The sequence below is a fragment of the Chitinimonas sp. BJYL2 genome, assembly GCF_027257935.1.
Classification (GTDB): Bacteria; Pseudomonadota; Gammaproteobacteria; order Burkholderiales; family Chitinimonadaceae; genus Chitinimonas.
Map to the genome: position 1 here is coordinate 49,786 of NZ_JANZKW010000006.1, position 22,529 is coordinate 72,314.

Genomic DNA, 22,529 nt, shown 5'->3' on the forward strand with positions numbered 1-22,529 from the left:
GTCAGTCAGCCGTTTCGGGTTGGGTACGCGCGCGCATGCGCTGGAAGAAGCGTGTCGCCACCGCGGCTTCACGGGTGCGCAACATATTGGGCAGGGCTTTCCAGACCTGCTTGCCATAGGGCTTATCGATCAACCGCGGGTCGGCAATCATCAGCACGCCCTGGTCGTGCTCGTCGCGGATCAGGCGGCCGGCGCCCTGCTTGAGAGTGATGACCGCTCGCGGTAGCTGGTACTCAAAGAAGGCATTGCGGCCAGCCTGCTTGAGTTTGTCGATGCGTGCGGCAAGCACCGGGTCGTCGGGCGCGGCAAACGGCAGTTTGTCGATCACGACCAGACGCAGCTGATCGCCCTTCACATCGATGCCTTCCCAGAAGGTCTGGCTGGCCACCAGGATGGCATTGGGCTGGCTGCGGAAGCGATCCAGCAGCTCGGTACGGGTGCCCTCGCCTTGCAGCAGCAGCGGGTATTTGAGCCCCATGCCCGGCAGGCGTGCATTGAGCAGATCGTAGGCCTCGCGCATGGCGCGCAAGCTGGTGAACAGCAAGAAGGCGTGGCCTTCGGCATCGCGGATCAGCGGCAGCGCGGCTTCAACCACCGCGGCGGTGTAATCGCGGCTGTTCGGATCGGGCAAGCCTTGCGGCACATAGAGCAGCGCCTGCTGTTTGTAATCGAACGGCGACTCCCAAGCGGCCTGATCGGCTTCCCACAAACCCATCTCATGCGCGTAGTGCTTGAAATCGCCATTCACCGCCAGCGTGGCGCTGGTGAAGATCCAGGCGCGCTCGCTATGCAGCTGGCGCGAGAACAGACGGGCAATATCCAGTGGGGTGATATGCAGCTGGAAGCCGTGGCTGCTGACCTCAAGCCAGTGCACGGATTCCACCGCCACCGGCCGCGCGGGCTTGGCGTCAGCGGTCGGTGCGGCGGCCTCGTCTTCGGCACTTAGCAGGGGCGGCACCTCGGCCACGACCGGGGCGCCGGCATTACGCAGCGGCAAACCGGTTTGCCAGCGGCGCAGTACCGCCAGCTGCTCAATCGCGCGGCGGCGGCAATTTTCCAGCCCTTCGGAGCGCTCGGCCTGATCGGCCAGCAATTCCGCTAAGGCGTTCAGCGATTCGGTCAGATGATCGATTGCATCGAGCACTTCAAGCTTTTCTAGCAACTGGTGTTGCGGCGCACGCCAGCTTTCCATGCCGAAACTCAGGCGCAGATCGCGTACGGCTTTATCGAGTGCCAGTGCGGCGGCAGGCAGGTGGACAAAGTCCTTGGCCGCCGCCAGTGCCTCGGCGCGGCTGTCTCGTGCCAGTTCCAGCAGCGCGCCCGACGCCACCGTTTCACCAAAGAACAGGCTGGCCACTTCGGGCAACTGGTGAGCTTCGTCAAAGATCACCGTATTGCACTTGGGCAGCAGCTCGCCAGCACCCTCGTCCTTGAGCCACACATCGGCAAAGAACAGGTGATGGTTGACCACCACCACATCGGCCTCCAGCGCCTCGCGCCGGGCCTTCATCACAAAGCAGTCCTGATAATGCGCGCAATCCGAACCCAGGCAGTTATCACGCGTGGACACCGCATGGTTCCAAGCCGGCGAGGTCTCGGGCACATTGCTACACGAGGATTTGTCGCCGTTATGACTGGTGGCCGCAAATCGCTGGATGGCATGCAGATGGGCGATGTCTTCCTTGCGCGCAAAACGGCCATCAGCCAGCGCCTGCTCCAGATGGTAGGCGCACACATAGTTGGCGCGGCCTTTGAGCAGGGCAATCGTTACCGGCACCTTGAGCGCCTCACGCACCTTGGGCAGATCGCGATGGAACAGCTGATCCTGCAGGGTTTTGGTACCGGTGGAGATGATGACCTTGCCGCCCGATGTGAGGGCGGGCACCAGATAGGCGTAGGTCTTGCCGGTGCCAGTGCCGGCTTCGGCGATCAGCGGGGTCTTGTCGCGGATGGCCTTGGCCACGGCCTGCGCCATTTCGACCTGCTGGGTGCGCGAGCGGTAACCCGGTATGGCTTGCGCCAAAGGGCCCTGATCGGAAAACAGGTCGTCGAGCGTGGTCACGAGTGGGCGCGGCGCGGTGTAAGAAGTCGCGGCGATTCTAGCACGTTCGTTCTCTGCAGCCGGTTTGCGCGGGCAACAAAAAACGCCGCGCAAGGCGGCGTTTCAGTTAGGTGCGGGGATCAGGCGCGAACGTCGATCACGTTACCCAGATTGGGGGGATTGCTGGCGGGCTGCGGCAAAGCCTGCAACAGCGTTGCGGCATTGCTGGCCTGGATGTCGAGCGCCTTGCGCAGCATCAGCAAAGAGGCTGTCGAGGCCGCTTGTGCCGATGTGGCATTGGATGCCGCATTGGCAATGCTGGTGATATCCATGATGCTCCCTTGCTCTGAACCTCCACGGCCGGAATAGGCTGTGGATCAATCCTTTATCGGCTACTTGCGGCGCTTCTTGAGGGCCTTGGGCGACCTTTTGCCGGTGGCCTTGGCCGACGACTTGCCTTTACGTTTGCCCACTGCTGACTTGCCTTTGCCCTTCTTGCTGGCGCTGGCCTTGGGCGGCTTGCGCACTTTCACGGGCAGTGCCGCATCGGGGGTATCACCGGGCAGCGGGGCGTCTGCTTGCACCGGAGCCGGCACAACCTGCGCAGGCACATTCGGCTCGGCGGCCAGCAAGGGGGCGACCGGATCGGCCGCGTCCAGCGCCAACACCACCGGCAAAGCACTCAATAGCAGGCTCCAGCGGAGAAACCGCGAGCCTTTCCGTACAACATCATTCAGCAACATGGGGATTCCACCAGAGCAAACGCAGGCTGACAAGGGAACGGATTTTACGGTGTAAGGCCCGCTTAGGCGAATGCCGCATCGGCAACTCGCACCCATGCGCTTCCCATCAATAAGCCCGGTACCATTTGATCTAATCGACGCACCGAGGGCTGGCCTATAATCTGCCGCCTTGCCCAAGCCCCCATCGCCAACGTGAATCCCCTGCTAGACCGCCTGCAACCGTATCCGTTCCAGCGCCTCAAAGGTCTCCTTGCCGATGCGCGTCCCGATGCGGCCTTGCGCCACGTCGATCTGTCGATCGGCGAGCCCAAGCACCCTACGCCAGCACTGATCATGGATGCCCTGAGCGCCAACTTCGGCGGTCTGGCCCAGTATCCGGCCACGTTGGGCTCAGCATCCCTGCGCGAAACGATTGCCGACTGGCTGGCGCAGCGTTATTGCATTCCCCGCCCTAATCCCGATACCGAGGTTCTGCCCGTACTCGGCAGCCGCGAAGCCTTGTTCAGCTTTGTCCAGGCAGTAATCGACCCACGCGGCAGCGAAGCCCCGGTCGTCATCTCGCCCAACCCCTTCTATCAGATTTACGAAGGCGCAGCCCTGCTGGCCGGTGCCGAGCCCTACTATCTGAACTGTACCGCCGACAAGCGCTTCCAGCCTGATTGGGCCAGCGTGCCCGAGACCATCTGGCAGCGTACGCAGATCGTGTTTGTCTGCTCGCCGGGCAATCCCACCGGTGCCGTCATGTCGCTCGCTGACTGGCGTGAACTGTTCGCGCTGTCGGACCGCTATGGCTTCGTGATCGCCAGCGACGAGTGCTATTCGGAGATCTGGTTCGATACGCCGCCGCTGGGCGGTTTGCAGGCCGCGCAACAACTGGGCCGCAGCTACGAGCGGCTGGTGGTGTTCTCAAGCCTGTCCAAACGCTCGAACGCACCGGGCCTGCGCTCGGGCTTTGTGGCGGGTGATGCGGCGGTGCTGAAGGGATTCCTGCTGTATCGCACCTATCACGGCTCGGCCATGTCGGCCATGGTGCAGGCAGCCAGCGTCGCCGCCTGGCGTGATGAAGCCCATGTGGCCACCAACCGTGCCGAATACAAAGCCAAGTTCGACGCCGTGATCCCGCTTCTGGCCGGTCCATTGCAGGCCCAATGGCCCGATGCTGCTTTCTATTTGTGGGCCAAGGTGCCCGAACGCTTCGGCAATGACGACGCCGCGTTTGCCCGCGCTGTGTTTGAACACTGCCATGTCACCGTGCTGCCCGGCAGCTATCTGGCCCGCGATGCGCACGGTACCAACCCCGGCGCAGGCCGCATCCGCATTGCGCTGGTTGCGCCGCTGGCCGACTGCATCGAAGGCGCACGCCGCCTCGCCGAATTTGCTGCACAGACCTGAACCCTTGATGCACTTGTTCCGGCAAGTGCCAATCCGCCTTTCAAAAACTGGAAACCCGCCATGAGCCAGCAACTGCAAAGCATCATCGAAACCGCCTTCGAAAACCGTACCGACATCACACCGGCGAGCATCAGCGCCGAAGTCCGCGATGCCGTCGAAGCGGCCATTCTGGGCCTGGATCGCGGCGAGTACCGCGTGGCCGAGAAGAAGGACGGCAAGTGGGTCGTCAATGAATGGCTCAAGAAGGCCGTGCTGCTGAGCTTCCGCGCCAACGACAACCGCGTGATGGCCGGTGGCGAAACCAACTTCTTCGACAAGGTCGACAGCAAGTTCGCCGGCTGGACCGATGCCGATTTTCGCAGCGCGGGGTTTCGCGTCGTCCCGCCCGCCATGGCCCGCCGTGGCAGCTTCATCGCCAAGAATGCCGTGCTGATGCCGTCCTACGTGAACATCGGTGCCTACGTGGATGAAGGCACCATGGTCGACACCTGGGCCACCGTGGGTTCCTGCGCACAGATCGGCAAGAACGTGCACCTGAGCGGCGGCGTCGGCATCGGCGGCGTGCTCGAACCCCTGCAAGCCTCGCCTACCATCATCGAAGACAACTGCTTCATCGGCGCGCGTTCTGAAGTGGTGGAAGGCGTGATCGTGGAAGAAGGCTCGGTCATCTCGATGGGCGTGTACATCGGCCAAAGCACCAAGATTTACGATCGCGAGACCGGCGAAGTCAGCTATGGCCGCATCCCGGCGGGCTCGGTGGTGGTCAGCGGCAACCTGCCGAGCGCGGATGGCAAGTACAGCCTGTATTGCGCCGTGATTGTGAAGAAGGTGGATGCCAAGACCCGCGCCAAGACCAGTATTAACGAGTTGCTGCGCGGAGTTTAAGTTGATAAGGAACTGGTCGCTCCTCCTCATGAATAACCAGTTCCAGCCCCCCCCGCCGGTGCATGCCGCATCAAGCCGTGCATGCGCCGACTCGCTGTAGCCGGAAGCCAACACCCGCAGCACAAAACATACACTTTCATTTTGTGTCAGATCAGACACACGTCTACTATACGCCCGCAGCTTGGGAGCCATCCCCCGCACTCCTGTTGAACAAGTGTGCTCACTAAAAACCAAGTTGGTCACCACACCAACGACCGGCACTGAAGTACGACTGGTACCGAAGTGCGTGTAATCCCAATCCAACTCAGGGAAGAAGCAATTATGAAAATCAAGCAACTGGCCTACGCCATCGGCGTGATCGGTCTTGCATCGACTTCGGTGGCGTTTGCCTCGGAAGCGCCCAAAGCAGAACGCATCCAGATTACGGGTAGTAACATCAAGCGCGTGTCTGCCGAAGGTCCGACGCAAGTCATTACCGTGAATCGCGAGCAGATCGAGCGTAGCGGCGCCACCAGCACCGGCGACCTGCTCCGTCTGCTGCCTGCCATCAGCGCAGATGACAGCTCCAGTTACTCGCTTCGCCCGACCGATGCCGGCTACCAGCCCGCAACCGCTCGCGGTTCGTTCTCCACAACCGACGTACTCGTATTGGTTGATGGTCGCCGCATGCCGGTATACCCGGAACAAGGCCAGGTGGTTGACCTGAACAGCGTTCCGCTGGCTGCCATTGAGCGTATCGAATACCTCAACAGCGGTGCTTCCGCTGTTTACGGCTCCGACGCCGTGATGGGTGTGATCAACATCATTACCCGCCGTCGCGTCGATGGCATTCAGCTCAGCGCCCGCTATGGCGAGAGCAGCCGTGGTGATGGCGAGCGTCAGCGTGCCAGCATCTCGGGCGGTTACGGTGACCTCGCAACTGACGGCTGGAGCCTGATGCTGGCCGGTGAAGTAGAAAAAGTCGGCAACATCATGATGCGCGACCGTGAAAACACGCGCACTGCCGACCTGCGTCGCTTCGGTGGCCCTGATCGTCGTCTGTCGACCTCGCCTGAAGGCAACGTTCAGCGCGCTAACGGCAGTTATCAGCCGCTGGGCGCTTGCCAGAATGGCAACCCTGCCGGTGGTGTGCCGCTGCCTAGCGTGGGTTCCGGTTTGTTCTGCCCGTTTGACCCCAACTCCACTACTCAAGTCCAGCCAGAAGTCGATTCCTACGGCGCCATGGCCAACCTGGAAGTGAAGCTGGGCGAGTCGATGAACCTGCGCAGCAACTTCATCTACCGCAAGAAGGAATCGGGTAACTTCCTGAATCCTAACCCGCTGAACCTCGCCTTCAACGCCCTGACCAACAGCAACCCGTTCAATGAGCGCGTTACCGTCTTCATCCGTCCGCTTGGCCCGCAGCTGATGCGCAACAAGGACATTGAAGTCGATCTGTCCCGTTTCTCGGTGGGTCTGAGCGGTTCGCTGCAGAACATCGAATGGTCGCTGAATGCCGCAACCGGCAAGAGCGGCTACACCGAGTCGGGCTCGGGTTACTACAACGCTGCCAAGCTGAATGCAGCGATTGCCAACGGTTCGCTCAATCCGTTCCTTGGCACGTTCACCGCGGATAACGTGGTACGTCTGGGCCTGCTCGAAGCACCGAAGCGCAGCTCCGAAACCAAGCTGGACAGCTTGGAGTTCCTGGCTAGCGGCGAACTGTTCGACCTGCCGGCCGGTGCTGTCGGCTTTGCTGCCGGTCTGGGTTACTTCGATGAAACCTACACCGATACGCCGGATCCGCTCCAATCCGCTGGTGCGCTGTTCCAGGATCCGCAACTGGCCTTCGTTAACAAGGGTCGCGACAACACCTACTACTTCGGTGAAGTCAATGTTCCGGTGGTCCAGGGTCTCGACTTCGGCGTTGCTGTCCGTCAAGACAAGTACACCGAGTTCAAGTCGCCTGTCACCAGCACGGTATCGCTGCGTTACCAGCCGATGACCCAGCTGCTGCTGCGCGCATCGTATGGCGAAGGCTTCAAGGCCCCGACGCTGCGTCAGCTCTACGCCACACCGACTTCGGGCTTCCCCGCAGCGCGTGACTTCCAGGGTTGTGCCCTGCGTGGCATCCCGGCAGCTCAGTGTACGACGCGTCAATACCAGGCACGTTCGACCTCGAACTCGGCGCTGAATCCGGAGCAATCCGAAACCAAGACCTTTGGTTTCGTGTTTGCACCGACCAATAACGTGAACTTCAGCGTTGACTTCAGCCAGATCGACAAGAAGGATCAGATCGAGACGCTGGTACTGCAAGATGTACTGAGCAACCCGACGATCCCGGTTGCCGGCTTCGGCACTGCAGCCGACCTGGTGGTTCGTCAGCCGAACGGCCAGATCGACGAAACCGCGTTCATCACGCTGCCGCGTGCCAACGTTGCGAAGACTTCCACCAAGATGATCGACTTCGCCATGATTGGTCGCACCAAGATTGGTTCGACGCGTATCACCTTCGAGAACGCACTGAACTATCTGATCAGCGCCAAGAAGTCGCCGCTGCCTGGTGTTGCACTGGCTGAGTACGTTGGCCTGTCCGGCTTCCAGCGCTGGCGTAATGTGTCTTCCGTGAAGGTTGAGCAGGGTGCATGGACGGGCTCCACTACCGTCCGTACCCTCTCGGGCTTCGTGGATGCCATTACACCGAGCGGTCGTGCGGGTGCCAAGTCCAAGCCTTCGCTGACCACGGTCGACCTGTTGGGCGGTTACAGCGGTCTGCTGATGAAGAACAGCAAGATCGAACTGGGCGTGAAGAACGTGTTTGATCGCATGCCGATCTACGCGACTGCGTCCAACTCGTCCTCCAACGTTGACTTGGCTCACGATGTCACCGGCCGCTTCTACTACATGAATCTCGGCCTCAGCTTCTAAGCCGCGAACAATCGCTGCAAAGTGATTGTGAAATCTGACCCCGCCTCATCGAGGCGGGGTTTTTCACATCTGGCGTGGATTAGTTTCTCTTGGCGAGGCCAATCGTGGGAAACTTCATCCGCCCTTAGAGACTGCAAGCAACCTCGTTCATGACCAGCAATGACCTAGATCGCAAATGTGCGGCGCTCGCTGCAACCTGGCATAGCTATCAGGTTCAGCCGCAATTCGAGCAGTTTGTGGAATTTGCCGTAACGCTTTCAAGCTTTGCGGAATTTCTCAACGGCAGAGGCATCTCCGGCTTGCATCAAAGGGCACACGAGCTGGAACAGCAGGCCCTTGCTGCCTTTGGCGATCAGGATACGCACCCTGTTCCGCCTCAGCTGATGCAGGAGCTAGGAGACCGCCTGGGGCATCTGGTCGCACGTGTGGGTGCCTATGTGGAGAGCGAGCCAGAACCCCTTGAGGATCGCCGCATGGGCACGGATGTCGCCCAAGCCATCAGCTTGCTACAGAGCCGCCGCGTCTGGTTTGTGGGCGGCGCCACACAGGGCTGGCAGGCGCTGATCGGCCAGCTTGGCTACTTTGGCATTGCGGCTGAAACCTACAACTGGCATGAGCTGCCTCCCCCGCCAGCCGAGCCCGGCGTGCTGCTGCTGGATACGCGCCAGCAGCCTGCCGAACAACTGACCAGTTCGATTGCGGTGCTGCGTGCGCGCTTTGAGGCTGCCACCCTGATCGCGGTGGATGTGGCCCCGGCCTTCCGCAATCTGCAACAATTGCTCGCAGCCGGCTGTGACCAGTGTCTGGTGGCGGGTACGCCAGCAGCCAACCTGCTGGGCCGTATCATTGAGCTATCGGGCAGCGAGGACGAGGACACCTATCGTGTACTGGTGGTCGAAGATTCCATTACCGCCAGCAAATTGATCCAGCGCACGCTGCGCGAAAACGGTATCGACAGTGAGGCCATCATCAACCCGGCCGAAGTGCTCGGGGCGTTGCAGCGTTACCAGCCCGATCTGATTCTCATGGATATGTACATGCCCGACTGCACGGGTGTGGAAGCGGCACGCGTGGTGCGCCAGCACCCAGAATTCCTGTCGATCCCGATCATTTATCTATCTGGCGAGACGGACGTTGCCTTGCAGATTGATGCACTGCGTCTCGGCGGCGACCAGTTCCTGACCAAACCGTTCAACCCGGTCATCCTGAATGCCGTTGTCAAGAGCAAGATCGAGCGTTACCGGCTCCTGCGCAGATCGATGTTCCACGACAGCCTGACCGGCCTGCTCAATCACACCAGTTCCAAGCAGCGCCTGGATGCGGCAGTGGCCATGGCGAGCGCGGCGGAAACCCCGCTGGCCGTGGCCATGATCGATATCGATCACTTCAAGCAGGTCAATGATCGCTATGGCCACCCTATCGGCGACCAGATCATCCGCAGCCTGGCGTGGCTGCTCAAGCAACGCTTGCGTAACAGCGATGTGATCGGCCGTTACGGTGGTGAGGAGTTTCTGGTGGGCTTGCCCGGTGCCACCACCGAGCAGGCGTTTGATGTGCTTGATCGTATCCGCCGCGACTTTGCGCAGATCCGCCATGCTTTTGGCGACAGCACGTTTACCTCCAGCTTTTCTGCCGGGGTTGCCGGATTCCCCAACCTGAACACAGGAGAAGCCTTGGTCAAAGACGCGGATGTGGCGCTTTACGAGGCCAAGCGTGGCGGTCGCAATCGCGTGGTTGCACATGGCTGAATGCGGGTAACCCTCGCCGACCCATTTCACCCGCGCAGTCAGGCAGGCCACGCCACAGTCATCGAGATGGATGGCTTGATCAGTCGAGCACCACCACTTCATCCCCCACACACACTTCGCCCAGCACACGGGGCACCAGATTGATGCCGAACATCGTGCCGTCCGCCGTGCGGCGGTAGTGGTTCAGCGTTGCCAGCGGCTGTCGGGCGGGGTGCAATTCGCCACTATCGGGGTTCACCGTCGTGAAGATGCACCGGGTGCAGGGCTTGAGATTCTCGAACTCGGCAGAGCCGATGCGAATACGCCTGAAACCATCTTCCATGAAAGCGGTGTGTGTCTCGATGACCAGATTGGGACGGAACTGGCGCATCTGCGCCGGCTCAGCAAGGCGCGCATTCAGATCCGCCAATGAGGCCGTGCCGATGAGCAACAGCGGATAACCATCGGCAAACGCAACAGGCACATTGGCATCGCGCCCTGTGCGTCGCGTACTTTCCGGACCCACGTAAACGAGCCGGCAGCTCATGCCCAGATAATCGGAGAACCAGAAGTCCGCTTCCATGGCGCCGGTGCGCGCACCCAGTCGGCTGCGCCAGATGCCGACCTCGATCACCTCTGTCAGCTCGGCAATCTCTACGCGTACTTCACCTGCGCCGGCAGCACGGAAAATTGCCCCCGTGTCGTCGGGCTGCACCGCAACCTGAACCAAGCGGGGCACCTGCCGACCGGTAATGAATGCACCCTGCTCGTCTACCAGCATCCAGCGGCGATCATGCTGCAGACCCATCAACTCGACCGTGGCCTGCGCCAGGCGGTTTCCCCGGCAGGATTTGAGCGGGTGCACATAGATATCGGTCAGTTGCATGGTGCGACTCCAGAGGCGGGACCATAGTCTGCTCCGCAGCCCCTGTCAGAGCAAGCCAGCGGTTCCCCGAAACCCTTATCCCCGTTAGACTTGGTGGCTAATTCGATTCAGCTGAAAGCAAGATCATGACGCAAGCCACGCAGCGCGTGCTGACCGGCATCACCACCACCGGCACGCCGCATCTGGGCAACTATGTGGGCGCCATCCGCCCGGCCATTGCCGCCAGCCGCGCGCCCAACACCGAGAGTTTTTTCTTTCTGGCCGATTACCACGCGCTGATCAAATGCGACGACCCGGCCCGCGTCGAGCGCTCGCGCATGGAAATCGCCGCGATCTGGCTGGCTGCAGGTCTCGATCCGGCCAAGGTCACCATCTACCGCCAGAGCGATGTACCTGAAGTCACGGAACTCAACTGGCTCATCACCTGTGTGACCGCCAAGGGCCTGATGAACCGCGCCCATGCCTACAAAGCAGCAACCGATATCAACGAGGCCGCAGGGGTAGATATTGATCACGGCATCACCATGGGCCTGTTCTGCTACCCGGTGCTAATGGCCGCCGACATCCTCATGTTCAACGCGCACAAGGTGCCCGTAGGCAAGGATCAGGTCCAGCACATCGAAATGGCACGCGACATCGCCCAGCGCTTCAACCACCTTTACGGCGCCGGCAAGGAACTGTTCGTGCTGCCCGAGGCGATTGTGGACGAGGATGTGCCGCTGCTGCCGGGACTCGATGGCCGCAAGATGAGCAAGAGCTACGACAATGTGATCCCGCTGTTCAACGGCGGCGCCAAGGGCCTCAAGGAAGCCGTGGCCCGCATCGTTACCGACTCGCGCCTGCCCGGCGAGCCCAAAGACCCGGACAGCAACTCGCTGATCGCCATCTTCAACGCCTTTGCCACACCAGAACAAACCGCCGCCTTCCGCGCCGAGCTGGTGGGTGGCTTGGGTTGGGGTGAGGCCAAGCAAAAGCTGCTGGCCGCCATCGAAGCCGAAATCGGCCCGATGCGTGCTGAGTACGACGCCCTGATGGCCGACCCGGCCCGTATCGAAGCCGCCATGCAAGTCGGCGCAGCGCGCGCACGGGCAATTGCCCAGCCGTTGCTGCAAGAATTGCGTGCAGCGGTGGGCCTGCGCTCGTTCCGCGCCCCGGTCGCCGCCAAGACGGTTGAATCAGCCAAGGCCGCGCTACCGGTCTTCAAGCAATACCGCGAAGCCGATGGCCGCTTCTACTTCAAGCTGACCGCCGCCGACGGCCGCGTGCTGCTGCAAAGCGAAGGCTTCGAGCAGGGCAAGGACGCGGGGCAATGGGTGGGCAAGCTCAAGCGCGAAGGGGCCGCGGCCTTGGCTGGCGCGCCGGTAACGCTGACTGACAGTGCCACACAGGATGAAGTCGCTACCGCGCTTGCTGCATTCGCGGAAGCGTGAGCCCTGTGGCCCGTTTGCTCTTGTGCCTGCTTGTCGCAGTATTTGCGACAGTCGGGTATGCGGGAGAGGTCAGTTGCGATGCCAATGCGCTGCGCTCGGATCTTGAGGCGGCATTCAAGCGCGATCAGCATGATCGCCTGTTAAGCCGGGAGTTGGCTGCCGCAGCCCGCAACAAGGAAACCGCCGTCAACGAATCCGAGCGACGCGCCCTATGGGACAAGATCAACCAGCTCGATCTTGCCAATCAGCAATTCCTAGATGAAGTCGTTGTTCGCTGTGGCTGGCCCAAATCCAGCCAAGTAGGGGCAAGGGCAGCTAGTGCTGCATTCCTGATTGTTCAGCACGCATCGCTTGGTTTCAAACTGAAGTATCTGCCGATCATGCGGGAGCTTGCGAAGGAGGGCGAGCTTCCCATGCATCAGCTTGCACTGCTGGAGGACCGGGTACGTACATCGCAGAAGCTTCCCCAGCTTTACGGATCGCAAGTCGACACCAAAGATGGAGTCACGCTACTACCTGTCGAGGACGAAGCCGGGCTCGACAAGCGTCGCGCTCAGGTTGGGTTACCGCCGATCTGCAAGTACCTTGAAGGCTTCGTCAAGTTCTACGGCTCGATACGCTACTCAAAATGCTTGGCAACGGAAAGCCGCTAGGTCGCCAACCCAGGCATCTGACAAGGACTTGGGTTCCATAATCGCTACAGAATCAGCCCCAGCAAGCCATAAGTCAGCGCAATGAACGGCAACATGATCTTGGTCAGCACACCTGTAAAGATCAGCGCGATCAGGATGAACATGCCATATGGCTCGATCCGCGAAACCGTATACGCCGCACGATTCGGCAACAGCGAGACCAGAATCCGCCCGCCATCCAGCGGCGGCAGCGGCAACAGGTTCAGCACCATCAGCACCACGTTGATCTGGATACCTGCCTGTGCCATGTAGGCCATCGGCATCTGGAAGCTGTTGCCGTCCAGACCGTGCGCCAGGTTCAGCATCAGTCCCCAAAAGAAGGCCATCGCCAGATTGGAAGCCGGGCCGGCAGCCGCCACCCACATCATGTCGCGCTTGGGTGAGCGGAGGTTGCGGAAGTCCACCGGCACGGGCTTGGCCCAGCCGAACAGGAAACCACCCAGCAGCAAAGCCAAGGCCGGCACAATGATGGTGCCGAACAGATCGATATGCCGCAGCGGATTCAGCGACAGGCGCCCTTCCATCTCGGCTGTGCGGTCACCGAAGTGCTTGGCCGCATAGCCGTGCGATGCTTCGTGCACCGTAATCGCAAACAGAACCGGGATCGCGTAGATCGCGATCTTCTGGATAATGTTCCAGTCTTCCAAAGCAACTCCTTGAACAAATCTAGGTAGGCACCAGTCCGCTGCGCTGCGCCCATTCTGTGCCCCAAGCCAGCAGATTGTGCAGCATATGCACCAGCACCACCGCTAGATAAGGCTGACCGTCCGGTTGCTCGGCGCGATACCAGTAAGCCGCGCAGAACATCAGTCCAACCACGAATGCATGCAGCATGCCCGATGCAGCCTGCTGATAGTGCAGACTGGCAAACACGCCGGCACAGATCGCAATCGGCCAGAACGGTTTGGCCGTGAGCCGGCGACCCAGCCATAGCGGAATGGCTTGATAGACCGCTGTTTCGAGGACCGGCGCCACGAGAACCGATGAAATGAAGATGGCCGTCAGGCCCACGGGGGCCAGTACATCGACATCGGGCAACGGTGCGCCGACGGCGCGGGCCGATTCGCTGATCAGCAGCATGACCACAATCTTGATGAGCAGCGAGCCGCCATAGACCGTCACCACAAAGTACCAGAACGGCAGCGCGGCCCAGCGCCGGCACAATGTGTCGATGCGCGCTGGCATATCACACCAGACCGGCGCGTGGCTCACAAGCCGAATACCGTGGCCTTGCCGGCGCCCTGGCGTAGCAGTACCGGCTCCTCGGTCAGGTCGATCACCGTGGTTGGCTCCGCACCGCAATGACCGCCATCAATGACCAGCTCGACTTCATGTTCAAGCCGGTCACGGATTTCCCAGGCTTCAGTGGGTGGCCACTCGTCACCGGGCAGCAGCAAGGTGGACGACAGCATGGGCTCGCCCAGCTCCTCCAGCAACGCCAGGGTGACCGGATGATCGGGCACGCGCAGACCGATGGTCGAACGCTTGGCCTGCATCACCCGCTTGGGTACCTCGCGCGTGGCTTGCAGGATCACCGTGTACGGGCCGGGCAACGCACTCTTGAGATAGCGGAACTGGCGGTTATCGACACGGGCATAGGTGCCCAGCTCGGAGAGATCACGGCACACCAGGGTGAAGTGATGCTTGTCATCAACCTGGCGGATGCGGCGGATGCGGTCCACCGCGTCCTTGTCGCCCAGGTGGCAACCGAGCGCATAGCAGGAGTCCGTGGGATACACGACCAGACCGCCATCGCGAATGATGGCAACGGCCTGCTTGATCAGGCGCGGCTGGGGATTATCGGGGTGGATGGCGAAAAATTGGGACATGCCGCGATTGTGCCAGCCCCCACGATGAAGGTGAACCGGCGCTTGCGCCGGACCCGTCTGCGACCAGTCCACAAACCCGGGGACTGGTCAGGCAACCTCCGCAAGCAGGTCAGCATCGGCATACCAGCGTCGCCACACCGGCACGGGTCCGGGCGGCAAATCAGGCAGGATACCCGGTTCACGGGCACCTTCACCGGTGGCGTGATAATCGCTGCCCAGCGAGGCATACAGGCCTTCGTCTTCAGCCAGCCGCGCAAAGCGGGAAACATCGATGGCTTGGTGGCTGCCGGAGACGACTTCAATCGCCTCGCCGCCCGCAGCCTTGAATTCGGCAATCAGCTCGCCCATCAGCATGCGCCCGAATTCATAGCGGCCCGGATGGGCGATGACCGCCAAACCGCCCGCCGCGCGTATCCAGCTCACCGCATCGGCGAGTGCAGCCCACTGGTGAGAGACATAACCGGGTTTGCCCTTGGCGAGGTACTTCTTGAACACGCCCTTCATGTCCTTGGCCAGACCGCGTTCGATCAGGTGGCGGGCGAAGTGGGCGCGGCCGATCATCTCGGGGTTGTCGGCAAACTTGCGCGCGCCAGCCAGCATATCGGGGATACCCAGTGCCGCCAGCGCGTCGCTCATGCGCACCGCCCGCTCGTCACGGCCCTGGCGCACGCTGGCCAAGCCTTGCTGCAGGGTCTCGTTGGCGGTGTCCACACCGAGTCCCACCACGTGGATCGTGTGCTTGCGCCAGGTGACCGATACCTCAACACCGGGCAGGAACTGCATGCCCAGCGTACGCGCCGTGTCGGCCGCGACGGCGAGGCCACGCAGATCATCATGGTCGGTCAGTGCGAACAGCTTGCAGCCGCGCTCGAAGGCGCGCGTCACCACCTCGGCGGGGGGGAGCATGCCGTCGGAGACATTGGAGTGGGCGTGGAGATCAATCGGTAACATGAACGAATAGTAGTCCCAAACGACGGGGGTTTCGACTGACTTCGCTGCGGCGCAGCAAGTGTGCTGGTCTGTCCACCTGCCCAGTTCATCGCGCCACGTCGCCTACTGTGCTTGGTGAGCCCGTCAACACTGGCTAAGCTGGCCGCTCATTCATCGTCACGACCACCGCCATGCCCGCTTTCCATCCCGATGCCGCCCTGCAAGGCTTCTTCCTCGGTGCCAGTCTGATCATGGCCATCGGCGCGCAAAATGCGTTCGTGCTGCGGCAAGGCCTACAAGGCGCGGCCCCCTTCCTCACCGCGCTGACCTGCGCCATCTGCGATGCCGTACTCATCGTTGCCGGCTTGTTGGGCTTGGGTAGCCTCATCAACGCGCACCCGGAAATCGCACGCTGGTTTGCCGTGTTCGGTGCCGTATTTCTGGCTTGGTATGGTCTGCGCGCGCTCAAAGCCGCGCTCAAGCCCGGTGCACTCAATGCCGAAGCCGGTAGCGGCGTGCGCGAATGGCGCAAGGTGGTGCTCACCACGCTGAGTTTCAGCCTGCTGAATCCGCATGTGTATCTCGATACGGTGGTACTGCTAGGCAGCGTGGGAGCCCAGTGGCCGGGACCGGCGCGGCTGTCGTTCGGCGTCGGTGCGGTCTCTGCTTCGTTTGCGTGGTTTTTTGGTCTGGCTTATGGCGCGGGCAAGCTGGCGCCGCTATTCGCCAAGCCGATTGCCTGGCGGGTGCTCGATTTCATCATCGCCGCGATCATGTTCTGGCTGGCCGTCATGCTAGCGCGGATGGCGCTCGGCGCCTGAGGCGAACAGCGCACTGTCCGGCTGCGGGGCAGCTCGCTTATCATGCGGTCCGCCGCCGATCCGGCGCCGCAAATCTCCCGGAGCACACCATGCCCCTGCGTCTTACCGCCCTGTTCGCCAGCCTGATGCTGTTTGTCGGCCATGGTGTCCATGCCCAGCCAGCCAACCAGGTCGGCACCACCACGGCGGGCAACCCGCTGCTGGACCCGAGCCCCCTGCCCTACCAGCTTCCCCCGTTCGACCAGATCCGCGATGAGCATTACGGCCCAGCCTTCGCCGCCGCCATGCGCGCCCAGCGCGACGCCGTGACACGCATCAAGGCGAATCCGGCGCGGCCCGATTTCGACAACACCATCGTGGCGCTGGAACATGCCGGCCGCCAGCTGGGCGATGTCTCGAATGTGTTCTTCAACCTGAGCGCCACCTATGGCAATCCACGCATGGATGCGCTGCGCGGCGAGCTGGCACCCAAGCTGGCCGCCCACCGCGATGCGATCATGCTCGATACGCGCCTGTACCTGCGTGTGGCCAGCGTTTACCGGCAACGCCACAAACTGAATCTGGATGCCGAATCGCTGCGGCTGGTCGAGCGCTACCATGCTGACTTCTTGCGAGCCGGTGCGCGCCTGCCTGCAGCCAGCAAGCAGCGCCTCAAGCAACTCAATGCCGAACTGGCGCGGCTGGAAAATGATTTCGGCCACAATGTGCAAAAAGACGGCGTGGCCCGAGCCCTGATCGTGGACGACAAGGCACGGCTGGCCGGTCTGAGCGAGGCCGAAGTCGCCACGGCCGCCGAGGCCGCCAAGGCCCGCGGCCTGCCGGGCAAGTACCTGCTGGCCCTGACCAACACCACTACCCAGCCCCTGGCCGAACAGCTGCAGGATCGCTCGCTGCGCGAGTCGCTGTACAAGGCCTCGATGGAGCGCGCCAGTGATGGGCTGCACGACAACCAGCCACTGATCCTCACCCTGGTCAAACTGCGTGCCGAGAAAGCTAAGCTGCTCGGCTTTGCCAACTATGCCGCCTACGCACTCAACGAGCAGATGGCCCAAACACCCGGTGCAGCCGAGGAGTTGCTGGTGGGCGTAGCCAAGGCTGCCGTGCAACGGGCCAGCGACGAGGCATCGGATCTGCAAGCCGAGATCCGCCGCGATGGTGGCAGCTTCAAACTGGCACCCTGGGACTGGGGCTACTACAGCGAAAAACTGCGCCGCCATCGTTACGACCTGGGCGAGAGCGATCTGAAGCCTTATTTCGAGCTGGATCGTGTACTCAAGGACGGTGTGTTCTACGCCGCCGAACGCCTGTTCGGCCTGCAGTTCAAGGCCCGGCCCGATCTGCCGGTCTATCAGCCCGATGTGCGCATCTATGAAGTAAGCGAGGCCGACGGCAGCCCGCTGGCCCTGGTCGTGTTCGATTTCTATGCCAGTGACAACAAGCGTGGCGGTGCATGGATGAACAGCTATGTCGAGCAGTCGACGCTGTTCGGTACCAAGCCGGTGGCCGGCTTCCACCTCAACATCCCCAAACCGCCCGCGGGTCAGCCTACGCTGCTGACGAGCGACGAGCTCGTGACCCTGTTCCACGAGTTCGGCCATGTGCTGCACGGCATCTTCTCCAACGTACGCTATCCGTACTTCTCGGGCACCAATGTGGCGCTGGACTTCGTTGAATACCCTTCGCAGCAGTTCGAGCTGTGGGCATTCTGGCCCGAGGTGCTGGATCGCTACGGTCGCCACTATCAGACCGGCGCAGCCATGCCGACCGAGCTGCGTAGCAAGCTGGTGGCCGTACGCAACTTCAACCAGGGTTTTGCCACGGCCGAATATGCCGCCGCAGCGCTGCTGGATCAGCGCTGGCATCGCCTGCCGGCCGGCTCGGCACCGGGCGATGTGCAGCGCTTCGAATCACAGGCACTGGCCTCGGCCGGATTCGCCGATAGCGCCATTCCGCCGCGTTACCGCAGCACCTACTTCCTGCATACCTTCGCCGGCGGGTACTCGGCTGGCTACTACGCCTATTTGTGGGCCGACGTGCTGGCGGCCGACACCAGCGCTTGGTTCGAATCCAGCGGAGGTCTTACCCGCGCCAATGGCGAGCGCTTCCGCAAGCACATCCTGTCTCGCGGTGGCAGCCAGGAACCTATGGCCCTGTATCGTGCCTTCCGTGGCGAGGCACCCAAGCTCGGCCATCTGCTGGAAAAACGCGGCCTGACGACCACAAGCGGCGCCTCACGGCGCCGCTTTTTTTGTCCTCCTGCATGCCGTCATGCGCGATTGCGCAGGACGCACTCGGGACTACACTCTGCCGCTACAGCCGCCGGCACAGGCGGAATAAACCACCGGCTTGACTACACTTCCAGCTGTGCTGCCCAACGCGACAGCTGTCCGATTGTTACTCAAGCCGGGGCTCGACTTGGTTCAACGCCTGCCTGACATTGCTCGCTGGTCCATCGCACTGCTGCTGATCGCGCTGCTTGCTGCCGCAATCTGGCATACGCAGCGCCAGCACCAGCGCAACCCCATCCGCATCGGCGTGCTTCACTCACTGACTGGCACCATGGTGATCAGCGAGCGGCCGCTGGTGGACGCAGTACGCATGGCGGTAGAAGAACTCAACGCAAGTGGCGGGGTGCTGGGGCGTCCGGTTGAAATGGTGGTGGTCGACGGCCGGTCCGACCCCGCCAGCTTTGCCCGTGGCGCAGAACAACTGCTCGCCCGGGAGGGGGTCAAGGCACTGTTCGGTTGCTGGACATCCGCGTCCCGCAAGGCCGTAATCCCGGTAGTGGAAAAACATGCGGGGCTGATGTTCTATCCGGTGCAATACGAAGGCATGGAACAGTCGCCTAACCTGATCTACCTCGGCTCGGCCCCTAACCAGCAGATCGTCCCTGGTGCGCGCTGGGCCATGCAACAGTTCGGCAAACGTGTTTACCTGCTGGGCTCCGACTATGTTTTCCCGCGCACGGCCAATTTGCTGATTCACGATCTGGTCCGGGCCAGTGGCGGCACGGTGGTGGGCGAGCAGTATCTGCCCCTGGGTAGCACGGATGTCGACGCTGTGCTGGCGGATATCGCTCGTCAGCAACCCGATGTGTTGCTCAACACCGTGAATGGCGACAGCAATGCCGCCGTTTTTGCCGGGCTGTTACGGCATGGGCTGGGTGCGATCCCGGTGCTGTCCTACAGCGTCACCGAGAACGAAATGCGCGCATTGGGTGGCGAAAAGCTGGGACGCCATTACGGGGTCTGGAGCTACTTTTCTTCCACGCCGGATGCGCGCAATCGCGCCTTCGTGAGCCGCTTCAAGGCACGCTTCGGCCCCGATCACAGCACCAGCGATCCCGTGGAGGCGGCCTATGTGGGCGTGCACCTCTGGGCGCAGGCCGTTGCCATGGTTGGATCGGCCGAGCCGGCGCGGGTCAATGGCCCGACCCTGCTGCGACAGAGCCTTAACGGCCCCTCATCCATCGTTTCCATCGAACCGGCCAACCGCCATGCCTGGAAAATGGTGCGTATCGGCAGGGTGACGCCCGATGGCGAGTTCGAGCAGGTCTTCTCATCAATCAGCCCGCTGCGGCCCTCGCCCTGGCCCCGGCATCGCAGCCGGGCCGAGTGGCAAGACCGGCTGGCGATGCAGCAACTGGACCCCACGCCATGATGTCACGCGGGATCTTGCCCCGGCTGCTCGCCGCATTTCTGCTGCTCTCGCCCATCCCGCTTACCGGACTGGCATGGCTGTTCCTGCAGGCCTACGAGCGCAGCCTGCAGGACACGGTGCTCGACCACCTCTCCTCGGTTGCCGACAAGAAGTCAGACCAGATCAACACCTACCTCAACGAGCGGATTGCCGATGTGCAATTGCTGGCCAATGCCCGCGAGACACACCAGGCCATGCAGCGCATGCGCGAACTGCAGCCACTGGGACTGCCTCATCCCAGCTACCTGGCCGAGGCGGCGAGATTCCGCAGCGATATGCGCAAACTGCTCGATGCCGTCAGCTACTACGATCTGCTACTGACCGATAGTGATGGCAATGTGGTGTTCTCGATCGCCGCCGAGGCCGATCTGGGCAGTAACCTCAATAGTGGCCCGTTCCATAACAGCGGACTTGCGCAGGCACACAGGGAGGCCCTGGCGGTGCTGGATGCTCAGGTCAAACTGGTGCAGACCTATACACCCTCCGCCGATCGCCCGGCCATTTTCATCGTCGCACCCGTGTTCGCCGCCGATGAGGTGATCGGCACCGTAGCACTCCAGCTCGATCTGGAAAACTTTACCCAAGTCACCAACGACAGCACCGGCCTGGGCAACACAGGCGAAACCACGCTGGCATTCCGTGATAACCAGACAGTCCTGTTCGCCAGCCCCTTGCAACGGATTCCCGACGCCGCCTTCAAGCATCGTGTCAGCCTGCGCGATGTGCCGGGCCCCATGGCCAAGGCGCTCAGTGGTGCCTACGGCGGCGGGGTGGTCAGGGATTACAGCGGCACCGAGGTCGTGGCCGCGTGGCGCTATCTGCCGGCGCTGCACTGGGGCATGGTGACCAAGATCGATGCCGCCGAAGCATTTGCGCCTGCACGCACCGTGTCACGCTATCTGCTGGCGGTGCTGGGGATCATGCTCTTGCTGGCAACCCTGGCAGCCTGGCGAATCGCCGTGGCCCTGGTCACCCCGATCCACCAGCTCACCGCCACCACCCGCCGCATCGCCGAGGGCGACCTGCATGATCGCGCGCCGCTGACCGGCTGGGCCGAACTACGCGATCTGGCACGCAGCTTCAACGAGATGCTGGAGCGTCTGGATCAGCAGCAACAGGCTCTGGATGAAACCCGACAGCAAGCCGAAGCAGCCAGTCAGGCGAAAAGCCGCTTTCTCGCCACCATGAGCCACGAACTGCGTACGCCACTCAACGCAATTCTGGGTTTTTCCAGCCTGCTGCAACGCGAGACGGGGCTCACTCCGCACCAGCAGGAACAGCTGCAGGTCATCAACCGCAGCGGGGAGCATTTGCTGGCCTTGATCAACGATGTACTCGACATGGCCAAGATCGAATCCGGTCGTCAGCAACTTCATCTGGCCGCTTTTGATTTGCCGGACCTGGTCGCCGACATCGTGGCCATGATGCAGGTCCGGGCGAACGAGCGGCAGCTGGGCTTGCTGGCCGAGCAGGAGGGACAGGTTCCCCGTTATGTGGTGGGTGATGCGGCCAAGCTGCGCCAGATCCTCATCAACCTGCTCGGCAACGCCATCAAACATACGCATGAGGGTGGCGTTGCCTTGCGGCTCGGCCTGGCCGGCGGGAACGATGACGGCAAAGTCCGGCTGCGGTTTGATATCGAAGACAGCGGTATCGGCATTCCTGAGCAGGAGCGCGAGCGGATATTCGATGCGTTCATCCAGACCGACGCAGGCGCGCAGCAAGGCGGAACCGGGCTGGGGCTCGCCATCAGCCGGGAGTTTGCCCGCATGATGGCGGGCGACATTACGGTGACCAGCACCCCGGGCCATGGCTCGACATTTCGCGTCGACATCATGGTCGGGCTGGCACAGCAGGCCGACCTGCCCATGCCCATCGGTGCACAGGCCAATCAGCCCCTGCTGGCCGCCGATGAGCCGCCGTGGCGCGTGCTGATCGTGGAAGACCAGTATGCGAATCAGGCACTGCTGGCCACGCTGTTGCGCCGCGCCGGCTTCGAGGTACGTATTGCCGCGGACGGCGAGGCGGGCGTCGCAATGTTCAGCGAATGGCAGCCCCAGTTCATCTGGATGGACCGACGCATGCCCCGACTGGATGGTCTTGCAGCCACCCGCCGCATCCGAGCCTTGCCCGGTGGCGACCAGGTCCGCATCGTCATGGTGTCTGCATCGGTATTTGGCGAGGATCGTGATGAGGTGATGACCGCAGGGCTGGATGACTTCCTGCGCAAACCCTATCGGGCTGACGAAATCTATACGCTGATGCAGCAGCATCTGGGCATCCGCTTTGTGTACCCCGAAGCGGATATCCAGACCAGCAAGCCAGACACCACCCCGCAAGATCTCGGCGCGCTGGCGAATCTGCCCGCCGATTTACAGACCACCCTGCGGCAGGCCTTGCTCAGCCTGAACGAAGACGACATCGCGCTCGCCATCACCGCAGTTGCACGCAGCGAACCCCTGCTGGCTCAACGTTTGCGCCACTTTGCAGAGCAGCTGGACTATGCTGCAATCTTGGCAGCCCTACCTACCTCATCCCTCGGGTAAC

At 62.0% G+C, this 22,529-nt stretch carries 18 protein-coding genes; 10 read left to right on the top strand and 8 right to left on the bottom strand.

What is annotated here, in order from left to right; all coding sequences use genetic code 11:
* Window position 1: 1 nt before the first annotated feature.
* The 3 genes from O9X62_RS15265 to O9X62_RS15275 all read right to left on the bottom strand — a co-directional run bounded on the left by O9X62_RS15265 (window position 2) and on the right by O9X62_RS15275 (window position 2,784).
* Window positions 2-2,062, bottom strand: a complete 2,061-nt coding sequence (locus O9X62_RS15265) for an ATP-dependent DNA helicase (protein WP_269533812.1) — start codon at window positions 2,060-2,062, stop codon at window positions 2-4.
* A gap of 119 nt (window positions 2,063-2,181) precedes the next feature.
* Entirely contained in the window at window positions 2,182-2,373 is a 192-nt protein-coding gene (locus O9X62_RS15270; protein WP_269533813.1) for a YjfB family protein, read from the bottom strand.
* A gap of 60 nt (window positions 2,374-2,433) precedes the next feature.
* Window positions 2,434-2,784, bottom strand: a complete 351-nt coding sequence (locus O9X62_RS15275; RefSeq protein ID WP_269533814.1) for a hypothetical protein — start codon at window positions 2,782-2,784, stop codon at window positions 2,434-2,436.
* A 192-nt stretch (window positions 2,785-2,976) separates the two neighbouring features.
* Here O9X62_RS15275 and dapC point away from each other — a divergent pair, with 192 nt between their 5' ends.
* The 4 genes from dapC to O9X62_RS15295 all read left to right on the top strand — a co-directional run bounded on the left by dapC (window position 2,977) and on the right by O9X62_RS15295 (window position 9,716).
* Complete coding sequence (gene dapC / locus O9X62_RS15280; protein WP_269533815.1) at window positions 2,977-4,176, top strand: succinyldiaminopimelate transaminase; 1,200 nt, start codon at window positions 2,977-2,979, stop codon at window positions 4,174-4,176.
* A 60-nt stretch (window positions 4,177-4,236) separates the two neighbouring features.
* Window positions 4,237-5,061 (top strand): 2,3,4,5-tetrahydropyridine-2,6-dicarboxylate N-succinyltransferase, encoded by an 825-nt coding sequence (gene dapD / locus O9X62_RS15285; RefSeq protein WP_269533817.1) that lies wholly within the window; start codon window positions 4,237-4,239, stop codon window positions 5,059-5,061.
* 321 nt (window positions 5,062-5,382) lie between these two features.
* Window positions 5,383-7,968, top strand: coding sequence for a TonB-dependent siderophore receptor (locus O9X62_RS15290; RefSeq protein WP_269533818.1), 2,586 nt, complete (start codon window positions 5,383-5,385; stop codon window positions 7,966-7,968).
* Between the two features lie 149 nt (window positions 7,969-8,117).
* Complete coding sequence (locus tag O9X62_RS15295; RefSeq protein WP_269533820.1) at window positions 8,118-9,716, top strand: diguanylate cyclase; 1,599 nt, start codon at window positions 8,118-8,120, stop codon at window positions 9,714-9,716.
* A gap of 79 nt (window positions 9,717-9,795) precedes the next feature.
* On the opposite strand, the gene O9X62_RS15300 is transcribed toward O9X62_RS15295, so the two are convergent.
* On the bottom strand, window positions 9,796-10,581 hold the full coding sequence (locus O9X62_RS15300; RefSeq protein ID WP_269533821.1) for an MOSC domain-containing protein: 786 nt from the start codon (window positions 10,579-10,581) through the stop codon (window positions 9,796-9,798).
* 125 nt (window positions 10,582-10,706) lie between these two features.
* On the opposite strand from O9X62_RS15300, the gene O9X62_RS15305 reads away from it, so the two are divergent.
* Window positions 10,707-12,011: a tryptophan--tRNA ligase gene (locus O9X62_RS15305; protein WP_269533822.1), complete on the top strand. Its 1,305-nt coding sequence runs from the start codon at window positions 10,707-10,709 to the stop codon at window positions 12,009-12,011.
* A 5-nt stretch (window positions 12,012-12,016) separates the two neighbouring features.
* Window positions 12,017-12,664 carry a DUF6624 domain-containing protein gene (locus tag O9X62_RS15310; RefSeq protein WP_269533823.1) on the top strand — a complete coding sequence of 216 codons (648 nt, stop codon included), beginning with the start codon at window positions 12,017-12,019 and terminating at the stop codon, window positions 12,662-12,664.
* A gap of 44 nt (window positions 12,665-12,708) precedes the next feature.
* On the opposite strand, the gene O9X62_RS15315 is transcribed toward O9X62_RS15310, so the two are convergent.
* The 4 genes from O9X62_RS15315 to O9X62_RS15330 form a co-directional block, all read right to left on the bottom strand.
* Complete coding sequence (locus O9X62_RS15315; RefSeq protein ID WP_269533824.1) at window positions 12,709-13,350, bottom strand: site-2 protease family protein; 642 nt, start codon at window positions 13,348-13,350, stop codon at window positions 12,709-12,711.
* A gap of 19 nt (window positions 13,351-13,369) precedes the next feature.
* Window positions 13,370-13,888, bottom strand: a complete 519-nt coding sequence (locus tag O9X62_RS15320) for a CPBP family intramembrane glutamic endopeptidase (RefSeq protein WP_269533825.1) — start codon at window positions 13,886-13,888, stop codon at window positions 13,370-13,372.
* Between the two features lie 23 nt (window positions 13,889-13,911).
* Window positions 13,912-14,532 carry an L-threonylcarbamoyladenylate synthase gene (locus tag O9X62_RS15325; protein ID WP_269533827.1) on the bottom strand — a complete coding sequence of 207 codons (621 nt, stop codon included), beginning with the start codon at window positions 14,530-14,532 and terminating at the stop codon, window positions 13,912-13,914.
* Between the two features lie 87 nt (window positions 14,533-14,619).
* Window positions 14,620-15,483, bottom strand: coding sequence for a 3',5'-nucleoside bisphosphate phosphatase (locus O9X62_RS15330; RefSeq protein ID WP_269533828.1), 864 nt, complete (start codon window positions 15,481-15,483; stop codon window positions 14,620-14,622).
* A 170-nt stretch (window positions 15,484-15,653) separates the two neighbouring features.
* Between O9X62_RS15330 and O9X62_RS15335 the strand changes: the two genes are divergently transcribed.
* From O9X62_RS15335 to O9X62_RS15350, 4 genes are all read left to right on the top strand, one after another.
* Window positions 15,654-16,283 carry a LysE/ArgO family amino acid transporter gene (locus O9X62_RS15335; RefSeq protein WP_269533830.1) on the top strand — a complete coding sequence of 210 codons (630 nt, stop codon included), beginning with the start codon at window positions 15,654-15,656 and terminating at the stop codon, window positions 16,281-16,283.
* Window positions 16,284-16,372: 89 nt separating this feature from the next.
* Window positions 16,373-18,718, top strand: coding sequence for a M3 family metallopeptidase (locus O9X62_RS15340; protein ID WP_269533831.1), 2,346 nt, complete (start codon window positions 16,373-16,375; stop codon window positions 18,716-18,718).
* On the top strand, window positions 18,699-19,943 hold the full coding sequence (locus O9X62_RS15345; RefSeq protein WP_269533832.1) for an urea ABC transporter substrate-binding protein: 1,245 nt from the start codon (window positions 18,699-18,701) through the stop codon (window positions 19,941-19,943). Before O9X62_RS15340 ends, O9X62_RS15345 begins: the two co-directional genes overlap by 20 nt.
* The gene (locus O9X62_RS15350) at window positions 19,940-22,528 is read left to right on the top strand and encodes a hybrid sensor histidine kinase/response regulator (protein ID WP_269533833.1); all 2,589 of its coding nucleotides are present in this window, start codon (window positions 19,940-19,942) and stop codon (window positions 22,526-22,528) included. The genes O9X62_RS15345 and O9X62_RS15350 overlap by 4 nt, the downstream gene beginning before the upstream one ends.
* Window position 22,529 lies beyond the last annotated feature (1 nt).